Source organism: Burkholderia sp. AU4i (assembly GCF_000466765.1).
GTDB classification, from domain to species: Bacteria; Pseudomonadota; Gammaproteobacteria; order Burkholderiales; family Burkholderiaceae; genus Burkholderia; species Burkholderia cepacia.
The window spans coordinates 1-535 of record NZ_ASSI01000192.1; the positions used below are offsets into that span (position 1 = coordinate 1).

1 protein-coding gene is annotated in these 535 nt (G+C 68.0%); it reads right to left on the reverse strand.

Features of this window, described 5'->3' with window-relative positions; all coding sequences use genetic code 11:
- A partial coding sequence (locus L810_RS34715) for an MBL fold metallo-hydrolase (RefSeq protein ID WP_042977411.1) occupies window positions 1-433 on the reverse strand: 433 nt, incomplete at its 3' end.
- Window positions 434-535 lie beyond the last annotated feature (102 nt).

The following is a 535-nucleotide window of genomic DNA, read 5'->3' on the forward strand; positions in this document are numbered from 1 at the left end:
GCAGCGCGCGGATCGTCAGCGTGCCGAGCGCGAGCGTGTCGCCGTCGTCGAGCAGCCGGTCGAACTGGCGGCCATCGTGCGCGAAGCCGGGGCCCGCGTTGAACAGCGTGCCGAACACGTGCTGCACGCGGCGCACGTGCGAACCGATCGCGATCCGGCCGCCGACGTGTTTCTTCAGGTACGGCGCGGCCGACAGGTGGTCGGCGTGCACGTGGGTTTCCAGCAGCCAGTGCACGTCCGCGCCGAGTTCGGCGACGCGGGCGATCAGCCGGTCGGCGCTGGCGGTGCGCGTGCGGCCGGATGTCGGGTCGTAGTCGAGCACGCTGTCGATCAGCGCGCATGCGCGGCTCGCGGTATCGAGCACGAGATAGCTGACGGTGTGGGTCGCCGGGTCGAAAAAGCCTTCGACCGACAGTGTGGTGGCATCGCTCACGGGGTGTCCTCGATCGGGTTCTGCATCTGCAATCGCGATCTGTAACTCAAGAAGCGTGCCAGCCTGCATCGCGGCACCGGCCGATCTGCCAGGGATTTGATT